The organism is Streptomyces sp. NPDC096310, from assembly GCF_044763125.1.
Lineage (GTDB): Bacteria > Actinomycetota > Actinomycetes > Streptomycetales > Streptomycetaceae > Streptomyces.
In genome coordinates, this window is record NZ_JBIWFO010000004.1 from 463,634 (window position 1) to 480,833 (window position 17,200).

The following is a 17,200-nucleotide window of genomic DNA, read 5'->3' on the forward strand; positions in this document are numbered from 1 at the left end:
GGGCGGGGCGGCCCGCCCCCGCGCGCCGGGCGCGCCCCCCCCCGCCCCCACGACGATGTCAACGCCGCAATCACCGGTCAGTTCCCGCACCGTGTCCTCGAAGGCGTCGGCCAGGACGACCTCGTCGGCGCCGGCGGCCTTCGCCGTATCGGCCTTGCCTGGTTCGGACACGACCGCGATCACCCTGGCGTCCAGCGCGGCGGCCAACTGCACAGCAGCGGTGCCGACCCCGCCGGCGGCCCCGTGCACCAACACCGTGTCGCCCGGCTTCAGCCGCGCCCGGCGTACCAGGCCGAAGTGCATGGTCAGATAGTTCATGGGCAAGGCCGCGCCGGCGTGGAAGGACACGTTGTCGGGGAGCGGGAAGACCGCCGTCGGCGGTGCGGCCACCGTCTCGGCGTATCCGCCGACCCCGGGGAAGGCCGCGACCCGCTGCCCGGCCGTCAGGCCGCTGTCCAAGGGCGCGGACCGGACGATCCCGGCGACTTCGGTGCCCGGGATGAAGGGCAGCGTCCGCTGCAGGTGATACTCACCGCGGCTCCGCAGAACCTCCGGGAACGTCACGCCGGCAACGTGCACGTCGATGACGACCGACTCGGCACCGACCGTCGGTTCATCGACTTCGGCGACCTCTATCGCGGTGGGGCCCTTGAGGCTGGTGATGTGGATAGCACGCATGGAGGCTCCTGGAACAGGACAACAGGCTGGCAGGACGCAGTTACTTTTCGCAACTCGGTACTCTTTGAGAACCGCGACCATCGTGGTGCACCAGCCGCACCCTGAGCAATAAGGCACTTTCCGGTGTCTCGGTTCCCTGGAGGTAACGGATGCCCTCGACGGGTAGCCAGTCGCAGCAGGACGCGGGCAGGGCCCGCGTCGTCCTCGGCATGGTCGGGGACAAGTGGTCGCTCCTGGTCGTGTGCCGCCTCGATCAGGGGCCGCGCCGTTTCACCGAACTCAAGCGAGCCGTCGACGGGATCAGCCAGCGCATGCTCACGGTGACCCTGCGGAGCCTGGAGCGGGACGGCATCGTGACCCGCACCGTCCACAACGTCATGCCGCCTCACGTCACCTACGCGCTCACCCCGATGGGCACAACGCTCTACGAAGCCGCCGCACCCCTCCTGAAGTGGACCACCGAGCACCTGGCGCACATCGACGACGCCCGTGCGGCGTACGACGCCCGCGCCGATACCCCGCCCCCGCGTCCGTCACACATCACACCTGACCTTTGACACCTCCAGCTCAGCGCCGACGACTCCGAGCACGCGGCGAACGACCTCCGGCTCACCACCCCATCCCCGCCAACAAGGCCAAGAGGGGAACCGGACCACCAGACTTCGACACACGTGTGCCCCGGAGGCAGCCACCTCCGGGGCACACGTACCGCTATGAGAAACCCGTCAGTTCAGCGCGCGGAAGCCCGGCATCCCGGTGCCGACCGTCACCCCACTGCCCTTGATGTCCGGGTAGAACAGCAGGTCACCCGCCGCGTTCGTGGACCAGACCGCCGGCTTGCCGTCGCCCGCGACGTTCGGGACCGCGGTGAGCAGGGGGCGGTTGGCGGGGGTCCAGCCGGTGCCTATGGCCGTGCGCTGGGGGCCGGAGCCCAGGCCCTCGCCGTTCGGGCCCGTGCCCGCGTACAGGAACAGTTCGCCCGTGTCCTTCTTGCGGGCGACCAGGTCGACGCGGCCGTCGCCGGCCGTGTCGCCGGGGGCGGCGAGGTCGTAGTTGGACCAGCTTCCGTCGCCGATCAGGACCGGCGGCTGGTCGATGAAGTCGTCCAGGTAGTAGACGTAGTCGTCGAGGTAGCCGGACGGTGAGCCGAAGTAGAGCCAGAGCTGGTCGCCCTGCTTGACCAGCAGGTCCGGGTAGCCGGGGCGGTCGTCGGGGCCGATGACGCCGTCGCCGTCGAGGTCGAGCGGTCCGTCGACGTCACCGATCGCCAGGATCTGGTCGGCGCCCTGCCAGTGGTCGTTCTCGGCCTCCCAGACCCGCAGTTCGCGCTTGTCCGTCTCGTCGGCGGCGCCCGAGCCGTCGTTGGGGTGGACCCAGAGACGGTCGCGGCCCACGGCCGCGTCGCCGGCCAGGGTGATCAGGTCCTCGTAGCCGTCGTCGGTCCAGTCGCCGCGCCGCGTCGTCTTCGTCGCGGCGTAACGGCCCGCCGGGGAGGCGGCGCGGTCGGCCTTCACGGCCTTGCCGGTGCCGTCGCCGAAGTAGCGCTGGAGGGTTCCGGCGGCGTCGACCGCCCACAGGTCGGGGTGGCCGTCGCCGTTGAGGTCGCCCGCCTTGTCGGCGACCTTGGCGCCGTTGGCGTAGAAGAGGTAGGCGCGGGTGTCGGAGCGGTTGCCCGCGCGGTCGAGGCTGCGTACGTAGAGCTGGTGCGCGCCCGCCTTGGTGGGCGTGAGCTCGATGGTGACGCTGCCGCCGAGGGCGCCGGGCGCGCGGGTCGTGATCGCCGGGTCGATCGTCGACCAGAACTCGTACGAGGCGATGTCGGTGGCGGCGCCGGGGCCGACGGTGAAGGTGCCCGGGGCGCGGACCGTGCCGGTGTCGACGGGCCAGCCGGCGGTGCCGTCCGGGAACTGCTGGGAGGTCACGCTCGGCGGGGTGCTGGGACGGTCGGGCAGATAGACGAAGCGGCAGCCGGGGGCGCCCTCCGTCGGGTTCCAGTCGCTGGTCAGCGAGGTGTCACCGGCCTGCACCTTCCAGGAGAAGTTCCCGTCGGCCGTGGAGACATGGGCCTTCAGGGTGGCCTTGGGGATGGTGACCCGGGCGACGGAGCCCGAGGTGATGGCGACCGTCTGGTTGACGATCAGGACGCCCTTGGGATCGGCGCTGGGGTGGTGGCCGGTCGCCCAGAGGTGGAACTTCATCTGGACCGTCCCGCCGTCCGGGTCGGTGCCCTTCGCCGTGAGCTGGACGTCGGTGTCGCCGATCAGACCGTACGGCGCGGTGTTGCCGCAGCCGGCCGCGTTCTTGGTGCTGGGAACGGTGTCGAGCGCGGACGGCACCGCCGGCGGCGTGTTGTACTCGGTGCTCAGGACGGCGGTGGCGGCGTCGAACTTCTTCCAGCCGTTGGTGTCCGTCGTGCTGGCCTGGAGGCTGAGCGTCATCGTCGGCCAGTTGGAGGCCGCCGCCTTCACGGCGTTGCCCTTGACGCCGAACTCCAGGTTGCCCGCCGGGCAGCCGCTGCCCCAGCCCTTGGCGTCGGTCACGGTGGCGAGCAGCGCGCCGAGCGTGGGCTGCTTGGCCCAGGTGGTGGCGGAGCTGATGGGGTTGGAGGCGTACAGGTACACCGGCTTCTTGGTGCAGGACCAGGAGTGGGTGTTCTTGATCCGGAACGTGGAGTTCACGATCGACTTGCCGGAGAGGTTGCGGGTGTCCATCGTGAAGTACGAGAACCAGGTGCCGCCGGTCTCGTCCTCATGGCCGACCCGCGCGACGTTGTCCGACTTGTTCCAGTAGCTGGTGGTCGGGTAACTCTTCGCGACCGAGGTCCAGTTGTTCCGCCCGCCGGAGACGTACGGGTCGATGTGGACCGGGAAGACCGTGTCGGGCGCGCTGAACAGCCCCTGGTCGGGCGTCAGCTTGAGGGCGCCGCCCTCGACGACGGCGGGTACGGCGCTCTCCTTGGCGCCGGCCGCCGGGGCGAAACCTTCCTCCTCGATGGCCGGGGCCTGCTGGGCGGTCCGCTTGGCGGCGGATCCGGCGGATCCGGCGGATCCGGTGGCGGCGGTGGAGCCGGTGGCCGCGAGCGCCGCGCCGAGCGAGGCCGCACCCTTGGGCTCCTGCCCCGTGGCGACCCCGGAGCTGTCCCACATGACCGGGGTCGGCGCGGCGAAGACGTTCTGCCCCGCCGGGTCGACGGCGGTGAGGTTGCCCGCCGCGTCGGTACGGGCCCGTACCCCGTCGGTCTCCATCGGGAAGGTCAGCCGCTCCAGCCGGGGATCGGCGGCGGCCTCCCGGTCCTTGACGACCAGGACCTGCTGGAAGCCGACGACACCGGCGCGCAGCTTCAGGTCGACACCGGGAAGCACCTCGGGGTACGTCGCGGTGTCACCGTCGAGTTCGGGCCTGGGGAGCGTGCCCTGCCAGTCCAGCGACATGGTGCGCCCGTGCTGCCCGATGGTGGCCATCACCGCGTCGCCGCCGCCGGAGAACTCCAGTCCGACGGAGGTGGCGCGCGGCCGTACCGTGCCGTCGGCGTGCCGCACCAGCGTCGGATCGGCCGTCACCAGGCGGCCGTTCTGGCGGACCCGGATCGGGACGATATGGGTCTCCTGGGTGAAGGAGCCCGAGGGATTGGCGTACGTGGTGGAGAACTCACCGCGCTCCGCGACCACTTCGACCTGTTCCCCGGTCGCGGCCGCCTTCTTGAGGGCGCGCTCGGCCGGCGTGCTCTGCCCGGCCGGCCTGTCGGCGGCGGAGCCGCCGGCGGCCGTGGCAGGTACGGCGGCGAGCGGTATGACGGCGCCGGCCAGGCCGGTGGCGACGGCGGCGGCGATCAGCGGGCGCCATCGCGCCCGGCGTCTGCGCAGCCGTGGTTGAAGTGACAAGACGTTTCCTCCCCGAAGCCCCGGCGGTCTCCGTACGCGTCTCGCGGAGCGGTGACCGGGGGGGCCCAACAGCCTTTGTGAATGAACGGTGATGACGAACGAAAGGAGAGTAAAGCGCACCCCAGTGATGAATTAGTCGGGCATCTTACGGCAATACCGACATTCCGCTTGTGCAAATCAGAACAGAAGCGATCAGATATGCCCCCTTTAGCTGTGCTTTACGTAGCTCTTAGGCACGTATTCTCCACACGCGGTTATCAACATCACCACTAGGGGGCTTCCGTGAACGACCCTTCGAGCCGTGCCGTGCACAGCCGGCACAGATCGAGACCAACACGTCGAAGAAGGTGGACGAAAACCACGTCCGTCATCACCGCGTCCCTGCTCCTCGGGGGTTTCCTGAGCGCCGAGACCGCCTTCGCGGTCGGCTCTCTCGCCCTGCCGAAGCCGGCCGACACCAAGCCCGTACCGGTCTCCCCGGTCGACCGGAAGCGCGCCGGCGGCAAGGACGACGCCGCCCTCGACGCGCTGAGGTCCGCACCCGGCGTGAGCTGGCCGGCGCCCGGTACCGCGAAGGTCGAACTCCTCGCCGCCCGGGGCGCGGTGGAGCGCGCGGGCACACTGCCCGTACGGCTCGGGGCCGCCGCCGGGAAGACCCCGGCCGGTGCGCGCGGCAAGGCGCCCGCCTCCGCGCGGGTCCAGATACTCGACCGGAGGACCACCGAGAAGCTGGGCGTCGAGGGCGTCGTCCTCGCCGTGCGCGCCGCCGACGGCGGCAGCGACGCGAAGGTCAGGCTCTCCCTCGACTACTCCCGCTTCGAGCACGCCTTCGGCGCCGGCTGGGCCTCCCGGCTCTCCCTCGTCCAACTGCCCTCCTGCGCCCTGGAGTCACCGGGCGCGAAGGAGTGCGGCGCGCCCGCCCCGCTCGACACCGACAACGACACGGGCGACCGGACGCTGACCGCGGACGTCCCGGTCGACGCGACGGACCGGGCGGACGGCGCCACCGCGCGGCCGCCCGTGACGGCCGCGCCGAAGAGCGCCCGCTCGGCCACCGGCCTCGCCGCCGCCCCCGGTGTGACCCTGCTCGCGGCGACCGCGGGGCCCTCCGGCACGGGCGGCGACTACAAGGCCACGCCGCTGAGCCCGTCGGGCAACTGGACGGCCGGCGACTCCTCGGGCGGCTTCGGCTGGGGATACGAGATCCAGACCCCGGAGTCCCCCGGCGGTATGGATCCCGAACTGGCCCTGAGCTACTCCTCCCAGTCGCTGGACGGCCGTACGGCGGCCACCAACAACCAGGCCAACGAGGTCGGTGACGGCTGGTCGCTCACCGAGAACTACATCGAACGCCGCTACGTGTCGTGCAACGAGGACATGACGGGCGGCACCAACAAGGCCAAGAACGGCGACCTGTGCTGGTCCACCTGGAACGCCACCATGTCGCTCGACGGCCAGTCCCACGAACTGGTCAGGGACGACGCCCGCGGTGAGTGGAAGCTCAAGGACGACGACGGCACCAAGGTCGAGCGGCTGACCGACGCCGACGCCCCCTCCCCGCGCGGCAACGGCGACAACGACGGCGAGCACTGGCGGATCACCACCACCGACGGCACGCAGTACTACTTCGGCTACAACCGGCTGCCCGGCTGGTCGTCCGGGAAGGCGGAGACCAACTCCGCCTGGACCGTGCCGGTGTACGGCAACCAGAGCGGCGAGCCCTGCTACAAGGCCGCCTTCGCCGACGCGCACTGCCAGCAGGCGTGGCGGTGGAACCTCGACTACGTGGTGGACACCAACGCCAACGCCACCACGTACCACTACACCCAGGAGAAGAACCGGTACGGCCGTAACGTCTCGGCGACCACCGGCCTCGGCACCCCGACCGAGTACGTCCGGGGCGGCTACCTCTCCCGTATCGAGTACGGACTGCGGTCCGACAACCTGTACGGGACCAACGCGGCGAGCGCCAAGGTGGACTTCACGGTCGCCGAGCGCTGCCTGCCCGACGCCTCCTTCGACTGCGCCCCGGCCAAGATGACCACGGCCAACGCCAAGCGCTGGCCCGACGTCCCGGTCGACCAGGAGTGCAAGGCGGGCGAGGACTGCAAGAACCGGATCGCGCCGACCTTCTGGACCAGCAAGCGGCTGACGAAGATCACCACCTCGGCGCTGACGGGCTCCTCCTACCAGCCGGTCGACTCCTGGGAGCTGCGTCACGAACTGCCCGACCCCGGCGACGGCTCCCCGGCCTCCCTCTGGCTGGCGGGCATCACCCGTACCGGCCACACCGGTGACGCGCCGGTCGCCCTGCCCGAGGTCACCTTCAAGGGCTGGCAGCTCCCCAACCGCGTGGACACCACCGGCGACGGCATCCCCGCGCTGGTCCGCTACCGCGTCAACCAGATCGACACGGAGACCGGCGGCTCCATCGGCGTCACGTACGCGGACGCCGACTGCGCGCCCGGAAACCTGCCCTCGGAGACGTCCAACAACCGGCGCTGCTACCCGGTGTACTGGTCGTCCGCGGACTCCCCCGCCGCCGACTACAAGCCGGTGAAGGACTGGTTCCACAAGTACGTCGTCACCCGTGTGCTGGAGAACGACCTGGTCGGCGGCTCGCCCACCGAGCAGACCGACTACACGTACGTGGGCGGCGCGGCCTGGGCCAAGAGCGAGGACGAGTTCACCAAGGCCGAGCACCGCACGTACAGCGACTACCGCGGCTACGCCGAGGTGCGCACCCAGAACGGCAACGGCGTCGACGGCCCGAAGCTGGACAGCCGTACGCGCTACTTCCGCGGGATCGAGGGCGCCAAGGTCGCCGACTTCGAGGGCAAGGAGGTCACCGACCAGCCCGCCTTCCAGGCCATGGAACGTGCCGAGATCGTCTACAACGGCACCGAGGTGATCTCCGAGGAGACCTCCACCCCCTGGCACAAGGGCTTCACGGCCACCCGCGCCAGGCCCGGACTGCCGGCCCTGACCGCCGGGATGACCGACGTCCAGGAGGAGACCACGCGCTCCCCCGCCAAGGGCGGCGGCTGGCAGCGCACGAAGACCGAGCGGACCTTCGACGCGTACGGCATGGTCGCCACGGAGACCGACCACGGCGACACGGCGAAGACCGGCGACGAGACCTGTGACACCACCACCTACGCCCGGAACACGGCGGCCAACATCCTGGAGCTGGAGGCCACCGAGAAGGTCACCACGGGCACCTGCGCCGCGCCGGGCGAGCTGATCTCGGAGAACCGCAGCTTCTACGACGACTCCACCACCCTGGGCGCGGCGCCGACGCGTGGCAACACGACGCGTGAGGACGAGAACAACGCGGAGGGTACGGGGTTCTTCACCGCCGCGCAGACCTCGTACGACGGCTACGGCCGCCCGGTCAAGGTGACGGACTCGCAGAACCGCGCCATGCGCTCGGAGTACGTGCCGGCCACCGGCATGCCGACCAGCATGGTCACCACCAACCCGCTCGGCCACACACTGACCACGGAGATCGACCCTCAGCGCGGGGTGCCCGTCGCCGAGGTCGACGCCAACGGCAAGCGCACCGAGCTGGGGTACGACGCGCTGGGCCGGCTGACCGGCGTCTGGGAACCCGGCCGTACCAAGGCCAAGTTCCCGGACCACCCCAACGCCTCGTACGCGTACCGCATCTCCCGGACCGACACCCCCGTCGTCACCACACGTGAGCTGCGCGGGGACGGTTCGAGCGAGACGAGCTACGAGATCTACGACGGTCTGCTGCGCGAGCGCCAGACCCAGGCCCCCTCGCTCACCGGCACGGGCCGGGTACTGACCGAGACCCTGTACGACTCACGGGGACAGGAGTGGAAGTCGTTCGACGACTACTACACCACCGGCTCCCCCGAGCCGAAGCTCGCCGCCGGTGACGACACCAAGGCACCGGCGGTCGTCCGTACGGTCTTCGACGGCGCCGGCCGGCCCACCGAGACCATCGCGATGAAGTACGGCACGGAGACGCGCCGGACGAAAACGGTCTACGACGGCAACCACACCACGCTGATCCCGCCGAAGGGCGGCATGGCGAGCACCACGGTCACGGACGCGCAGGACCGAGCCGTGGAGGTGCTGGAGTACACCAACGAGGCCAGAACCGCCTCGCAGTCCCTCAAGTACACCTACGACACACGTGGCCTGCTGGAGACGGTCACCGACCCGGAGGGCAACGTACGGAAGTTCGGCTACGACGGACGGGGGCGGGAGATCCGCGCGGACGACCCGGACAGCGGCACGCTCCTCACCTCGTACGACTCGCTCGACCGACCCGTCTCCACGACGGACGGCCGCGGCGTGAAGCTGACGGTCGCCTATGACGAGCTGGGCCGCAGGACCTCGCTGAACCAGGGCGAGAAGGCCCTCTCCGAGTGGAAGTACGACACGGTCGCCAAGGGTGAGATCGCCGAGTCTCGGCGGTACGTGGACGGCAACGCCTACGTACAGAAGATCACCGGATACACGGACGACTATCTGCCCACCAAGGTCGAGGTGACCATCCCCGAATCGGAGGGCGCCCTCGCCGGCACCTACTCCGTGGGATACGCCTACGACGAGCTGACCGGTCTGCCGACGGCCCTCAACCAACCGGCGCTCGGCAATCTTCCGGCCGAGCGCGTGGTCACCCGGTACGGCGCGGACGACCAGGCGCAGGGCCTGACGGCCGGCGGCAGGACACTGGTCAACTCGTCCACGTACGACGCCTTCGGGCGGCCGGTGCGGACCGAGTACAACGACGCGGCGCGGCGCCTCTACCGGTCCACCGTGTACGACGAGCACACCGGGGAACTGCTGCGGACCACCACGGACCGCACCGCGGCACCGACCCGGGTGGACGACACCTCGTACGCCTACGACCTGGCGGGCAACGTCACCCGGATCACCACGGTGACCGGCCAGGACGCGACGAAGCAGACGGATACGCAGTGCTTCACCAGCGACGCGCTCCAGCGGCTCACCCAGGCGTGGACGGCGGAGGACTCCTGCGACGCGGCGCCGACCCCGTCGAACGTCGGCGGGCCCAAGCCGTACTGGCTGACGTACAGCTATGACGCGCTGGGCAACCGGACCAAGGAGGTCCGGCACGACGTGGGCACGGACGGCGCGGCGGGCAACAGCGCGCTGGACTCGGTCCGTACGTACGAGTACGGGAAGCCGGACGGGGTCAAGCCGGCCGCGGTGACCTCGGTGAGCACCGAACGCGACGGCGCCACGACGGGCACGGACACCTTCGGCTACGACGCCGCGGGCAACACGACCTCGCGGAAGACGGACGGCCGGGACCAGACGCTGGTCTGGGACGCGGAGAACCAACTCGCGAAGGTCGAGGAGCCGGGGCGGGTCACCGTCGAGTACACCTACGACGCCGACGGCGGCCGGCTGCTGAGGAAGGACCTCACCGGGACGACGCTCTATCTGCCGGGCGGCAACGAGCTGCTGCTGCGCGCCGACGGTCAGAAGGCGGGAACGCGCTACTACGACTTCGACGGCGAGACGGTGGCCGCGCGGACCGACGGCGCGATCCAGTTCCTCTTCGACGACCATCACGGCACGGCATCGACGGCGATCGACGCGACCACGCAGGACGTACGGCACCGCGCCCTCGCCCCGTTCGGCGAGGAGCGGGGCTCGCCCGGCGCGTCACCGGCGCTCTGGCCAGGCGGTGACCAGGGCTTCGTCGGCGGAACGACGGACAGTACCGGACTGACCCAACTAGGGGCCCGCTCCTACGATCCACGGCTCGGCCGGTTCCTGAGCGTCGACCCGATGAGCGACCTCGGCGAATCGCAGCGCATGAACGCGTACGCCTACGCCAACAACAGTCCGGTCAGTTTCTCCGATCCCGACGGACTCTTCTGGGGCAAGATCAAGAAAGCGGTCAAGAAGGCGGCCAAGAAGGTCACCAAGACCGTCAAGAAGGCTGTGAAGAAGGCCGCCAAGAAGGTCAAGAAGGCCGTCAAAAAGGTGGTCAAAAAGGTCAAGAAGGTGGTGAAGAAGGCCACCAGGGCCGTAAAGAAGGCGGTCAAAAAGGTCGCTCGGGTCACGAAGAAATACGTGAAACGCGCCACCGCAACGGTCAAGAAATACGCCAAGAAGACCTACCGAGCGGCGAAAAAGACCTACCGGGCGACCAAATCGGCGGTCAAGAGAGCGAGCAGCAAGGTCGCTTCCGTCACCAAGAAGGCGGCGAGAGCCACGGCTTCGGGGGTGAAGGCCGCTTCCAAGCAGGTCACGCTCCACAGAGTGGCCAAGGTACTGGGCCATGCCAGTACCATCACCGGGACATTGGCCGGAGTCGCGGCCATGGTGCCCTTCCTGCAACCGGCGGCGGGCGCCCTCGGCGCGATCTCCGCCGTCACCGGTCTCGCCTCGGCCGGGGCCTACGCGGCCGACGGTGACAAATCCGCCGCCGTCAGCCAACTCGCCGGTACGGCCGCGGCCGTCATGCTGGGCGGGGCCGGTTCCGCGGCCAAGCTCATCCGGGGGTCCGGCGCCGTCGCGCGAGGTTCCCGGGTCGCGCTCACGGACGGACTCGCGGGCGTGGGCGGCAAGTTGATGCAGTCGGGCGGCAAACTCGAAAAGGGGGTGGGCGTGGCGTCGATCGGACTGCACACGGCCGCCGCCAACACCGGGGGCCTGATCGGCCTCCATGACGACGCCCAGAAGGTTATGGCACGCTGACCCGACGCCCGGCCGGGGAGGAGCCGACGTTCCTCCCCGGCCGGGCGGTACCACCGTCCGTTCCCGTCAGCGCGGCAGCGGTGCCCGGTGCCGCGTCGTCCGTACCTCCCTCCTCAAGGGAAAATCCATCCTCAAGGGAATATCCATGCTCGACATCTCGCGCGACGTCATCTTTCTCGTCTTCATCCTCGGCATGGGCCTTTTCGCGCTGGTCTACAGCATGCTGACCGCCACCTGGGGACAACGGTCGGTACTCCTGTGGATGCTCATCCCGCTCGGCGGCGGAATAGGACTCGGACTCGCCAAGGGGGAATCAGTCGATGTCCTGCTCTTCAGCCTGGGCGGAGCACTGGCGATGATGGCCGTTCTGATGGCTTTCCCCAGTGGCAAGAGAAAAGAGCTCTACCGGCGTCAGGCGGCCGGGGAGAAGGTCGACTGGAAAGAGGCCGAACCGCCCACGTGGGCGGTCTGGGTCTTCATCTGCGCGGTCCTCATCTGGATCGCCTTCTCCTTCATCGCCACCGGGGGATGAGCCCGCCCCGGAAAGGAACGGAGCGAGGGGACACCGCGAAGCCGCGTGTGCTGCGGAGAACGGGCACCTTCGTCTTCATGGCGCTGCTCTGCTGCGGAATGTTCGCCATGGCCCTGACGGTCTGGCCGGCCGCACGGCCCTCCGACCCGCTGGGCGACACGCTCCTGGTGTCCTCGGTGGGACTGGCCGTCGCGTGGCTGATGCTCCGCCTCGCCAGGGCGCGCGTGGAGATTCACTGCGGCGGACTGCGCATCATCGATTTCCTGCGCCGCACCTGGATCCCCTGGGGCGCGTACCGCATGGTCGAGACCGACGGCGGACTCACCGTCGTCTCCCGCGGTGAGCAGCGGCACGCCGCCGTCGCCTTCAGCGGCTCCCTGATGGAGGAGATGCCGGCCCGGCGCGGCAGAAGCCGCACGGTCACGGCGGCCGCGGAGATCAGGGCCGCGAGCCGGGAAGCGTCCCCCGCGTCTTTCCGGGACACGGAAGTGACGACGAAGCGGTGGGAGTTCATCCCCGCTGATCTCCTCCTGGCCCAGGTGCTCGTCTGCCTGGTGCTCACTCAGTCGGGCATCGTCCCGATGTGAGGAACCCGTGGCCGGCTCTTCGGCCTGGCCTGACGACAGCGCCGTACGCCGCTGCGAGGCACCGCCGATAGGCTGCGGGCATGACAGAACCACAGCTCGGGCAGGCGCTCGTCGAGGAGGCCACCAAGAAGTCCGCCCTCGTGTGGGTGCGGGGCTCGGGGCCCGACCGGGCGCTCTGGCACGTATGGCACGAGGGCGCCGCGCTGATCGTCGGGGACGGGCCCGGGGAGCAGCCGCTGCCGGGGCTCGTGGACGGCGCGCCCGCCGAGGTGACCGTACGCAGCAAGGACAAGGGCGGCCGGCTGATCGCCTGGACGGCGGTCGTGGCCGAGCTGGCGCCGCACTCGCCGGAGTGGGAGAGCGCCGTCGCCGAGCTGAAGGGCAAGCGGCTCAACGCCCCGGACGCCGTAACGATGACGGAACGCTGGGCGCGCGAGTGCCGGGTGGTGCGACTGGTGCCCGCGGAGACGATCACCGAGCTGCCGCAGGGCTCGCTGGCCGCCGTCCCCCTGGAGACCCCGGCGACGACCCGCGAGCCGGTGCCCGCCTCGCTCGGCCGTCTGCTGCTGCGGCGTAAGAAGAGGACGGCCGGCTGAGCCGGGCAGGGGGCTACAGGGCCCTGGTGCCGTGACCGGCAATGTTTGCCGGGAGGGGCACTAGTCGCCGGTCTTCGGGAGCCTGCTGCCGTAGTCGACCGTCTGGCTCTTCGTCGGGGCCGTCAGGTCGAAGTCCTTGCCCCACTCGGTCAGGGAGAGCGTCCCGGCGCCGCCCGCGCGCAGCAGTTGCAGCGGGTACGGCGTGCCCTCCAGGGAGACGTCCAGCGTCCCGCCCGCGCCCTTGGTGCCGTTGATCTTGATGGTCCGCACCCCGCCGATACGGTCGCGGTCACCCTTGTCCAGCGTGCCGTGGAGGGTCAGTATCCCGGCGAGGAGGACCTTCTTGTCCGTGAAACCGCTGAGCTGCTTGTACGACGGGTCGTCCGGCGGGACCTTCACGTACTTGTCCTTGAGTTTGCCCGCGGCCTCCGCGTCCGAGCCTCCGCCGGGCGCCGGGCTCGGCGCGCCCTTGGAGTCGTCGGCGTGGTTCCAGAACCCGGCGTCGGCCTTCAGATACAGCTCGTCCTCGATACGCAGAAGCTGGAAGGTGCTGTTCTTCGAGGTCACGGAGCCGGTACCGCCGTTCTCCTTCAGCCGCATATTGAGCCGGTACGTCCCGCCCTCGCTGACCAGCGCGCCGGAGAGATGGACCGCGCCGGCCGAGTCCGCCGCCGACTTGGCCTTTCTCTCGATCTCGACGGCGGTGAGCTTGCCCACCCCGTTCGTCCCCTTGTCCGGATCCTCGGTCTCGCCGCCGCACGCCGTGAGCAGCGCCGTGAGTCCCAGGCAGAGCGCCACGGGAAGGGCGGCCCGGCGGGAGCGGTCGGACGACAGGGGAACGATCACAGACGCACTGCCTCTCATACGCTGCTGGGGGGTGGCAGACCGCAGCGTACCCGGGCCGCGCACACCCCGGCCCGCCCCCCGACAGCGCGCGGTACGAGCGGCCCGACGGACGGATCCGTCAGCGCGTGCCGCAGCGGTACGGGCTAGCCTGAACCCGTAATCGCGCTGGATAGAAGGACAATCAAGGACAAGGAGGCGCTCGGAAATGGCGGCAGGCGTCCCCCGTGTCTTCGTCTCGCACCTCGCCGGCGTGCCGGTCTTCGACCCCACCGGCGACCAGGTCGGCCGGGTCCGCGACCTGGTCGCCGTGCTGCGTGTCGCGGGCCGGCCGCCGCGTCTGCTCGGCCTGGTCGTGGAGGTCCTCAGCAGACGCCGGATCTTCCTGCCGATCACCCGGGTCACCGGGATCGAGTCGGGCCAGGTGATCACCACCGGGGTGCTCAACGTACGCCGCTTCGAGCAGCGCCCCACCGAGCGCCTGATCCTCGGCGAACTGCTCGACCGCCGGGTCCGGCTGGTGGAGGACGGCGAGGAGGTCACCGTCCTCGACATCTCCGTCTCGCAGCTCCCGGCCCGCCGCGACTGGGAGATCGACAAGGTCTTCGTACGGCGCGGGGGCAAGGGCGGCGCACTGCGCCGGGAACTGATGGGGCGCGCGGCTCCCTGGAAGAGCGGTGGCGGGCGGCGGGCGGGCGAGACCCTGACCGTCGAGTGGTCGGCCGTCAGCGGTTTCTCGCTGGAGGAGGAGGGTCAGGGCGCGGAGAACCTGGTCGCCACCTTCGAACGGCTGCGCCCCGTCGACCTCGCCAATGTGCTGCACCACCTCACCCCGAAGCGGCGCGCCGAGGTCGCCGCCGCGCTCGACGACGACCGGCTCGCCGACGTCCTGGAGGAGCTGCCCGAGGACGACCAGGTGGAGATCCTCGGCAAGCTCAAGGAGGAGCGCGCCGCCGACGTCCTGGAGGCGATGGACCCGGACGACGCGGCCGACCTGCTCTCCGAGCTGCCCGAGGCCGACAAGGAGCGGCTGCTGACCCTGATGCGCCCCGACGACGCGGCCGACGTACGGCGCCTGATGTCGTACGAGGAGCGCACCGCGGGCGGTCTGATGACGACCGACCCGATCGTGCTGCGCCCCGACGCGACGGTCGCGGACGCGCTGGCCCGGGTACGGCAGCAGGACCTCTCCCCCGCGCTCGCGGCCCAGGTCTACGTGTGCCGGCCGCCCGACGAGACCCCCACGGGCAGGTACCTGGGCACGGTGCACTTCCAGCGGCTGCTGCGGGACCCGCCGTACACGCTGGTCAGTTCGATCGTGGACAGCGATCTGCCGCCGCTCGCGCCGGACACCCCGCTGCCCGCGATCACCAGCCATCTCGCCGCGTACAACATGGTCTCGGCGCCGGTCGTGGACGACGGCGGGGCGCTGCTCGGCGCGGTGACGGTCGACGACGTCCTGGACCACCTCCTGCCGGACGACTGGCGTGAGACCGGCTTCCACGGCGGGGAGGCGGACCGTGGCGCCTGAGCGGCGGGACAGCAGCGAGGGCATCGGGCCCCGGGACCGGCCGAAGGCCGGCGCCGTGGCCGGGTCGACGGCGCTGACGCGCGGCGGGCGGGTCCGGCTCGACCAGCCGAGGTCGCAGCGGCGCAGGGTGCTGCCCGAGTACGACCCGGAGGCGTTCGGGCGGCTCTCGGAGCGGGTGGCGCGCTTCCTGGGGACGGGCCGCTTCATCGTCTGGATGACGCTGGTCATCATCGTGTGGCTGGTGTGGAACGTCTGCGCGCCCGCCCCGTGGCGCTTCGACCCGTACCCGTTCATCTTCCTGACGCTGATGCTGTCGCTCCAGGCGTCGTACGCGGCCCCGCTGATCCTGCTGGCCCAGAACCGGCAGGACGACCGGGACCGGGTCACCCAAGAGCAGGAGCGCAAGCAGAACGAGCGGTCGATCGCGGACACCGAGTACCTGACGCGGGAGATCGCGGCGCTGCGCATCGGTCTGGGCGAGGTCGCGACCCGCGACTGGATCCGCTCGGAGCTCCAGGACCTGGTACGGGAGATGGCGGAGCACCGCCTCGTCCCCCCGGCCGAGCCCGGTGACGAGCCGCCGGCGGGGCCGCCGGAGACCGACCGCTGACGGACTTGTCGGCGGACGTGCGGATCGCCGTACCATCTCCGTATGGCTACCGACACGTACGGAACCGCCGTCCCCGCGGAAGAAGCGGTGCGCGAAGCGCTGGCGACGGTGAACGACCCCGAGATCCACCGGCCCATCACCGATCTGGGGATGGTCAAATCGGTGGAGATCGCCGCGGACGGTGCGGTGGCTGTCACGGTCTATCTCACAGTGTCCGGCTGCCCGATGCGCGACACGATCACCCGGAACGTGACGGACGCGGTCGCCCGGGTCGAGGGCGTCACCCGCGTCGACGTCACGCTGGACGTGATGGGCGACGAGCAGCGGCGCGAGCTGGCGGCCTCGCTGCGCGGCGGCGCCGCCGAGCGCGAGGTGCCCTTCGCCAAGCCCGGCTCGCTGACCCGGGTGTACGCGGTGGCCTCCGGCAAGGGCGGCGTCGGCAAGTCCTCGGTGACGGTCAACCTGGCGGCGGCGATGGCGGCCGACGGGCTGAAGGTCGGGGTGGTGGACGCGGACATCTACGGGCACAGCGTGCCGCGGATGCTCGGCGCGGACGGCAAGCCCACCCAGGTAGAGAACATGATCATGCCGCCGTCCGCGAACGGGGTGAAGGTGATCTCGATCGGCATGTTCACCCCGGGCAACACGCCGGTGGTGTGGCGCGGCCCGATGCTGCACCGGGCGCTCCAGCAGTTCCTGGCGGACGTCTACTGGGGCGACCTGGACGTGCTGCTGCTCGACCTGCCGCCGGGGACCGGCGACATCGCGATCTCGGTGGCGCAGCTCGTGCCGAACGCCGAGATCCTGGTGGTCACCACCCCGCAGCAGGCCGCGGCCGAGGTCGCGGAGCGGGCCGGTTCGATCGCCGTGCAGACCCACCAGAAGATCGTCGGTGTGGTCGAGAACATGTCGGGCCTTCCCTGCCCGCACTGCGACGAGATGATCGACGTCTTCGGCACCGGCGGCGGCAAGCTGGTCGCGGAAGGGCTGACGCGGACGACCGGCGCCGAGGTGCCCGTGCTGGGCGCGATCCCGATCGACGTACGGCTGCGCGAGGGCGGCGACGAGGGCAAGCCGATCGTGCTCTCCGACCCCGACTCGCCGGCGGCGACGGCGCTGCGCACCATCGCGGGCAGGCTGGGCGGGCGTCAGCGCGGTCTGTCGGGCATGTCGCTGGGGATCACACCGCGCAACAAGTTCTGAGACGCCCAGGGGGCCGTACGGCCCCCTG

Annotated in this window: 11 protein-coding genes; 8 read left to right on the forward strand and 3 right to left on the reverse strand. The window is 70.4% G+C overall.

Translation table 11 applies throughout. From position 1 onward, the window contains the following. Positions 1–678, reverse strand: a 678-nt coding sequence (locus ACIQ7D_RS13035) for a zinc-binding dehydrogenase (RefSeq protein ID WP_403936759.1), incomplete at its 3' end; no start/stop codon positions are given. 149 nt (positions 679–827) lie between these two features. On the opposite strand from ACIQ7D_RS13035, the gene ACIQ7D_RS13040 reads away from it, so the two are divergent. Next, the gene (locus tag ACIQ7D_RS13040; RefSeq protein ID WP_403936760.1) at positions 828–1,235 is read left to right on the forward strand and encodes a winged helix-turn-helix transcriptional regulator; all 408 of its coding nucleotides are present in this window, start codon (positions 828–830) and stop codon (positions 1,233–1,235) included. Between the two features lie 168 nt (positions 1,236–1,403). Here ACIQ7D_RS13040 and ACIQ7D_RS13045 read toward each other — a convergent pair whose 3' ends face one another. Next, a complete protein-coding gene (locus ACIQ7D_RS13045) occupies positions 1,404–4,559 on the reverse strand; it encodes an FG-GAP-like repeat-containing protein (protein ID WP_403936761.1) in 3,156 nt (1,051 codons plus the stop codon). A 282-nt stretch (positions 4,560–4,841) separates the two neighbouring features. Here ACIQ7D_RS13045 and ACIQ7D_RS13050 point away from each other — a divergent pair, with 282 nt between their 5' ends. The 4 genes from ACIQ7D_RS13050 to ACIQ7D_RS13065 all read left to right on the forward strand — a co-directional run bounded on the left by ACIQ7D_RS13050 (position 4,842) and on the right by ACIQ7D_RS13065 (position 12,985). Continuing rightward, a complete protein-coding gene (locus tag ACIQ7D_RS13050; RefSeq protein WP_403936762.1) occupies positions 4,842–11,270 on the forward strand; it encodes an RHS repeat-associated core domain-containing protein in 6,429 nt (2,142 codons plus the stop codon). Positions 11,271–11,415: 145 nt separating this feature from the next. After that, complete coding sequence (locus ACIQ7D_RS13055; protein ID WP_403936763.1) at positions 11,416–11,802, forward strand: hypothetical protein; 387 nt, start codon at positions 11,416–11,418, stop codon at positions 11,800–11,802. A gap of 47 nt (positions 11,803–11,849) precedes the next feature. Then, complete coding sequence (locus ACIQ7D_RS13060) at positions 11,850–12,389, forward strand: hypothetical protein (protein WP_403936764.1); 540 nt, start codon at positions 11,850–11,852, stop codon at positions 12,387–12,389. Positions 12,390–12,469: 80 nt separating this feature from the next. Further along, on the forward strand, positions 12,470–12,985 hold the full coding sequence (locus ACIQ7D_RS13065) for a hypothetical protein (RefSeq protein WP_403936765.1): 516 nt from the start codon (positions 12,470–12,472) through the stop codon (positions 12,983–12,985). A gap of 60 nt (positions 12,986–13,045) precedes the next feature. Here the strand turns inward: ACIQ7D_RS13065 and ACIQ7D_RS13070 are convergent, their stop codons facing one another. Further along, positions 13,046–13,849, reverse strand: a complete 804-nt coding sequence (locus ACIQ7D_RS13070; RefSeq protein WP_403936766.1) for a hypothetical protein — start codon at positions 13,847–13,849, stop codon at positions 13,046–13,048. 187 nt (positions 13,850–14,036) lie between these two features. Between ACIQ7D_RS13070 and ACIQ7D_RS13075 the strand changes: the two genes are divergently transcribed. Genes ACIQ7D_RS13075 through ACIQ7D_RS13085 form a run of 3 tightly spaced genes read left to right on the forward strand, consistent with a single transcriptional unit; the run spans position 14,037 to position 17,172 of the window. Beyond that, positions 14,037–15,359: a magnesium transporter MgtE N-terminal domain-containing protein gene (locus ACIQ7D_RS13075; protein WP_403936767.1), complete on the forward strand. Its 1,323-nt coding sequence runs from the start codon at positions 14,037–14,039 to the stop codon at positions 15,357–15,359. Further along, entirely contained in the window at positions 15,349–15,969 is a 621-nt protein-coding gene (locus tag ACIQ7D_RS13080; protein WP_403936769.1) for a DUF1003 domain-containing protein, read from the forward strand. Before ACIQ7D_RS13075 ends, ACIQ7D_RS13080 begins: the two co-directional genes overlap by 11 nt. A 42-nt stretch (positions 15,970–16,011) precedes the next feature. Then, the gene (locus ACIQ7D_RS13085; protein WP_403936771.1) at positions 16,012–17,172 is read left to right on the forward strand and encodes an Mrp/NBP35 family ATP-binding protein; all 1,161 of its coding nucleotides are present in this window, start codon (positions 16,012–16,014) and stop codon (positions 17,170–17,172) included. Positions 17,173–17,200: the final 28 nt, after the last annotated feature.